Origin of the sequence: Segeticoccus rhizosphaerae, assembly GCF_009192725.1 — a bacterium.
In the GTDB taxonomy this organism is placed as follows: Bacteria; Actinomycetota; Actinomycetes; order Actinomycetales; family Dermatophilaceae; genus Segeticoccus; species Segeticoccus rhizosphaerae.
In genome coordinates this window covers 1-5547 of record NZ_VOHR01000253.1, presented here as the reverse complement: position 1 = coordinate 5547, position 5547 = coordinate 1, and the positions used below count along the sequence as shown (strand labels likewise).

The window sequence follows — 5547 nt, the reverse complement described above, 5'->3', positions numbered from 1 at the left end:
CCACGAGCTGCGGCTGATCGCGTCGCCGGCGGACCGGAGCATCTTGCCGGCCTGCCCGCCGCGGCGGCGACCGCCGAACCGGTCCTCCTCGTCCGGCCACCGGCCGAAGGTGTTCTGCGCCTCTCCGGGGGTGCTCATCGACGACCCCCGAGGAACGACAGGGCGGCTCCGGCGGCCAGGCTGAGGGCCGCCATGCCGGCCTTGCGGAACATGTCGGGCAGGTCACGGGTGGTGACCACCGGGTCCGGCGGCATGCCGTAGACCTCCGGCTCGTCCAGCAGCAGGAAGATCGAGCCCGTGCCGCCCACACCGTCGTTCGGGTCGTCGCCGTAGAGCCGGGCTCCCTCGACGCCCTGGGCCTGCAGCTGCTCCACCCGCGCCCGACCGCGCTCGCGCAGCTCGTCGACGTCGCCGAACTGGATCGACTGGGTCGGGCACGCCTGGGCGCACGCGGGGGTGTTGCCCGCCTCGAGGCGGTCGTAGCACAGCGTGCACTTCTGGGCGATGCCGACGTTCTTCGCGTCCTCCGGGCCGTTGCGGCGCTCGATGACGCCGTAGGGACACGCCGGCACGCAGTAGCCACAGCCGTTGCAGATGTCGTCTTGCACCACGACGGTGCCGAACTCGCTGCGGAACAGCGACCCGGTCGGGCAGACGTCGAGGCACGCGGCGTGCGTGCAGTGCTTGCAGACGTCCGAGGACATCAGCCAGCGAAAGTCGGGCTTGTTCCCGTCCTGGCTGCCGGCTCCGTCGGGAGCGGCAGCCTCGTCCGCGGGGCGCAGGGTCGGCATACCGAGGTCGACCGGCGGAGGGGCTGGGGGAGCGGCGGGTTGCTCGATGAACGCCACGTGCCGCCACGTGTTGGCGCCGAGGGCGCTGGTGTTGTCGTAGGAGTCACCGGTCAGGCCCTCGGACCAGTCGGCCGGGATCGCGTTCCACTCCTTGCACGCGACCTCGCACGCCTTGCAGCCGATGCAGATCGACGTGTCGGTCAGGAAGCCCTTGCGGGCCGGAGCATCGGTCCACCCCGCATCGGGTGCGGGGTCGAGGGGACCGAAGAGACTGTTCTTCATCATGCCTCCCCGCGCAGCGTGTTGCTGGTCTCGACCGTGATGCCCGCGCGGCTGCGGTATGTGTCGACCAGTCGCAGCAGCGCTGGCCCGGTCGGCCGTCGGCCAGGTTGGATGTCGCACGAGGAGGCCTTCGACTCCTGGATGTGCACGTTCGGGTCCAGCGTCACCCCGAGCAGGTCGTTGGCGCTGTCGCCGCTGACGAGGGCGCCGCCCCCGCCGACTCCCCAGTGGTAGGGCAGCCCGATCTGGTGGATCCGCTTGCCCTCGACGGTCAGCGGGGTGATCCGGTCGGTGACCAGCACCCGCGCCTCGATCGCGGTGCGCGCCGTGATGATGGTCGCCCACCCGCCGTTGTCCAGCCCGCGCTCGCGGGCCAGCTCGGGGGAGACCTCGCAGAAGAACTCCGGCTGGAGCTCGGCGAGGTAGCCCGACCAGCGGCTCATCCCCCCGGCCGTGTGGTGCTCGGTGAGCCGGTAGGTGGTGAACACGTAGGGGAAGACGTCGGAACCGGGGGCGCCGGCCGAGGGGTTGGACAGGTTGTCCTTGCGCTTGAAGACCTGCCGGGTCGGGTTCGACTGCTGGCTGTAGAACGGGTTGCGCACCGGCGACTCCTGCGGCTCGTAGTGGGCCGGCAGCGGCCCGTCGAGCAGCCCCTTGGGTACGTACAGCCAGCCCTTGCCGTCGGCCTGCATGATGAAGGGGTCGTCGCCCGCCAGACCGGCCGGCCCCGGGGTGCCGGGCTCCGGGCGGAAGGACGGCGCCTTGGTCTTGGGGAAGTCGGGCACGTCGTGGCCGGTCCAGCTGCCTGCCTCCTCGTCCCACCACACGTAGGCCTTGCGCTCGCTCCACGGCTTGCCGTCGGGGTCGGCGGAGGCGCGGTTGTAGAGGATGCGCCGGTTGGCGGGCCACGACCAGCCCCACTCGAGCGCGACCCAGGACTGCTCGGAGCCGGGCTTCTTCGAGGCCGAGTGGTTGATGCCGTCGGCGTAGACGCCGGTGTAGATCCAGCAGCCGCCGGCTGTCGTGCCGTCCGGCTTCATCTGGGTGAAGCTGGACAGCATGTCGCCGCGCTCGTTGTGGTCGGGGCCGGTCAGCTCCCAGCCGTTGATCTCGCGCAGCACGGCGTCGGCGGACGCGCCGGGCCGGCCGTCCTCGCGGTCATAGTCCCAGGTGAGGTCGAGCAGCGGACGGTCCCGCTCGTCGGTCGAGTCGGCCAGGCGCTCGCGGACCTTCTGGCCCAGCAGGTAGAAGAAGTCGAGCTCGCTCCGGCAGTCACCCGGCGGCTCGACCGCCTGGTGGTGCCACTGCAGCATCCGCTGGGTCTGGGTGAAGGTGCCGTCCTTCTCCACGTGGGAGGCCGCCGGGAAGAAGAACACCTCGGTGCCGATGTCCTCGGTGCGCATCTCGCCGGTCGCGATCTCCGGCCCCTCCTTCCAGAAGGTGGCGGACTCGATCAGGTTGAAGTCGCGCACGACCAGCCACTTGAGGTGCGACATGCCGAGGCGTTGCATCCGTCCGTGGGCAGACCCCACCGCCGGGTTCTGCCCCAGCAGGAAGTAGCCCTCGACCTTCTCGGCGATCATGTCCATCACGGTCTGGTAGGTGCCGTGGTCGCCGGTGAGGGCCGGGAGGTAGTCGTAGCAGAAGTCGTTGTCGGCGGTCGCCTTCTCGCCCCACCACGCCTTGAGCAGGCTCACGGCATACGACCGGGCATCGCTCCAGAAACCCTTCTGGGACGAGGTGGAGATCCGGCCGAGGTAGTCCTCGAGGGTGTCGCTGTTGCCGGCCTTCGGCATCGGCAGGTAGCCCGGCAGGATGTCGAAGAGGGTCGGGATGTCGGTGGAGCCCTGGATGCTCGCGTGTCCGCGCAGCGCCAGGATGCCGCCACCCGGCCGGCCCATGTTGCCCAGCAGCAGCTGGAGGATGGCGGCGCCACGGATGTACTGGACGCCCACAGTGTGCTGGGTCCAGCCGACCGAGTAGACGAAGGCGGTGGTGCGGTCGCGTCCGCTGTTGGCCGTCACCGCCTCGCAGACCGCCAGGAAGTCCTCCTGCGAAACCCCGCACATCCGCTCGACCATCTCGGGGGTGTAGCGCGAGTAGTGCCGCTTGAGGATCTGGAGCACGCACCGGGGGTGCTGCAGCGTCTCGTCGCGGTGCACGTGGGCAGCGCCCTCCTCCGACGCACCCTGGCTTCCTGTCGCGTGGCCCGCCGACTCCTCGTGCTCGGCAGGCGCCTGGCGATCGGTCCCGGCCGCCGCGGGCTCGGCGACGTCCTCGTAGGCCCAGGAGGTCGGGTCGTAGCTGCCGCTCTGGGGGTCGTAGCCGGAGAACACGCCGTCGAGGTCGTCGACGTCGCGGAAGTCCTCGCTGACCAGCGTCGCAGCGTTGGTGTAGGAGAGCACGTAGTCGTGGAAGTACAACTCGTTCGTGAGGACGTAGTTGATGATCGCGCCGAGGAAGACGATGTCACTGCCGGCACGCAGCGGCACGTGCTGGTCGGCCATCGCCGAGGTGCGGGTGAAGCGCGGGTCGACGTGGATGACCCTGGCGCCCCGTGCCTTTGCCTCCATCACCCACTGGAAACCCACCGGGTGGCACTCGGCCATGTTGGAACCCTGGATGACGATGCAGTCAGAGTTCTGCAGGTCCTGCTGAAAGGTCGTGGCACCGCCGCGTCCGAACGAGGTCCCCAGACTGGGGACGGTGGCGCTGTGTCATATACGCGCCTGGTTCTCGATCTGGATCGCCCCCATCGCGGTGAACAGCTTCTTGATGAGGTAGTTCTCCTCGTTGTCGAGGGTCGCGCCGCCGAGCGCTGCGATCCCCATCGTGCGCCGCAGCGCGTGCCCCTCCTGGTCGACGTCCTGCCACTGGGCCGCCCGGCTCGCGACCACCCGGTCGGCCACCATGTCGGTCGCGGTCTCGAGGTCGATCCGCTCCCAGTCCGTGCCGTGGGGCCGCCGATAGAGCATGTAGCGCTGGCGGCCGGGGGCGTTGACGAGCTGCTCGCTGGCCGAGCCCTTGGGGCACAGGCGGCCGCGGGACACCGGCGAGTCGGGGTCGCCCTCGATCTGGATGACCTTCTCGTCCTTGACGTACACGCGCTGGCCGCACCCGACCGCGCAGTAGGGGCAGACGCTCTGCACCACACGGTCTGCCGTCTCGGTGCGTGCGGTCCAGTCGCGGGTCTTCTGCGACTGCGCCGCGGCGCCTCGGCCAAGCGGGTCGGTGCCGGTGAGCTGACGCACCACCGGCCAGGACAGAAGGGTCTTCCGAGCGCTCACAGTCAACCTCCGGCCGTCGTGGCCTCGCACCCTACCGGTCGGATGCTGTTACTGGAAGGGACAACCCAGCTCTGCGGTATGCCGTCTGGCTGCCCCTCAACCGCGGGCCCCCGGCCGGACCACTCGCCATACGCAGGGGCCTCACGGCTGGACGCTCAGTGGCTGGTCCGTGCGCAGCGCCTTGAACAGCGCGAGCGCCTTGTCGTGGTCCCACTTCACGGCGCTGCCCGCGTGGGTCTGCAGGTTGACGTCGGACAGGGGGATGGTGAGCGACTGGCCATGGCCCTGGGACACCTTGCGGACGGCCAGCAGCACCTTCGCGACCTCCCAGGGCGAGTCGTTCTTGTCGATGGTCAGCCCCTTGGCTCCCGCGGAGCCGATCCGGTGCAGACGCCACGGCAGCAGCACGTTGGCCGGTGACGCCGCCTTGCTCATCAGGGCGCCGAGAAACTGCCGCTGCCGCTGCACCCGGCCGAGGTCACCGAGCGGGTCGGAGTACCGGGCCCGGACGTAACCGAGGGCGTTCTTGCCGTTCAGCACCTGACAGCCCTTCGGGAGGTTGATGCCGGCCTTCTTGTCGTTCATCGGGTGCGGGAGGCACATCCGCACCCCGCCCAGGCTGTCCACGACCCCGCTGAACCCGGCGAACCCGACCTGGATGTAACCGTCGATCCGCAGGCCGGTGGTCTGCTCGACGGTGTCGATGAGCAGCGAGGGCCCGCCGAAGGAGAAGGCCGCGTTGATCTTGTTGTCCTGGTAGCGCCGGATCGGCACGTAGCTGTCCCGAGGGATCGAGACCAGCGTCGGGTCACCGCTGTCGGGCAGGTGGACGAGCATGATGGAGTCGGTGCGACCGCCGGCCGCGTTGCCCGTGGTGTACTCCTTCTTCTGCGCCTTGGTGAGCCCCTCGCGGCTGTCGGAACCGACGAGCAGGTAGTTGCGACCCGACCCCTGGGCCGGGCGGTCCTTGCTGAGGGGTTCGGCCGCCACCTTGGCGACGTGGTTCCAGGCGCTCGTGCCGGCCCAGACCAGCGACCCGATCCAGGCGATCAGCACCAGCACGAAGATCGTGAGGGTGAGACGCAGCTTGCGGTGGCGCCGCGGCGGCCGACCGCCACCACCACCGGTGCCGGACGGACCGGTCGGGCCGCCGGGGCCGCCGGGAGCTGGTGAGGGCCGGTCGGTGC

Annotated in this window: 3 protein-coding genes; all 3 read right to left on the bottom strand. The window is 69.9% G+C overall.

Going from position 1 to position 5547, the window contains the following annotated elements; translation table 11 throughout:
• Window positions 1–134: 134 nt before the first annotated feature.
• Entirely contained in the window at window positions 135–1076 is a 942-nt protein-coding gene (locus FRW57_RS16450; RefSeq protein ID WP_137122182.1) for a 4Fe-4S dicluster domain-containing protein, read from the bottom strand.
• Window positions 1073–4360, bottom strand: a complete 3288-nt coding sequence (gene fdh, locus FRW57_RS16445; RefSeq protein WP_137122183.1) for a formate dehydrogenase — start codon at window positions 4358–4360, stop codon at window positions 1073–1075. The genes FRW57_RS16450 and fdh overlap by 4 nt, the downstream gene beginning before the upstream one ends.
• 141 nt (window positions 4361–4501) lie before the next feature.
• Window positions 4502–5547, bottom strand: a 1046-nt coding sequence (locus FRW57_RS16435) for an LCP family protein (protein ID WP_238999465.1), incomplete at its 5' end; no start/stop codon positions are given.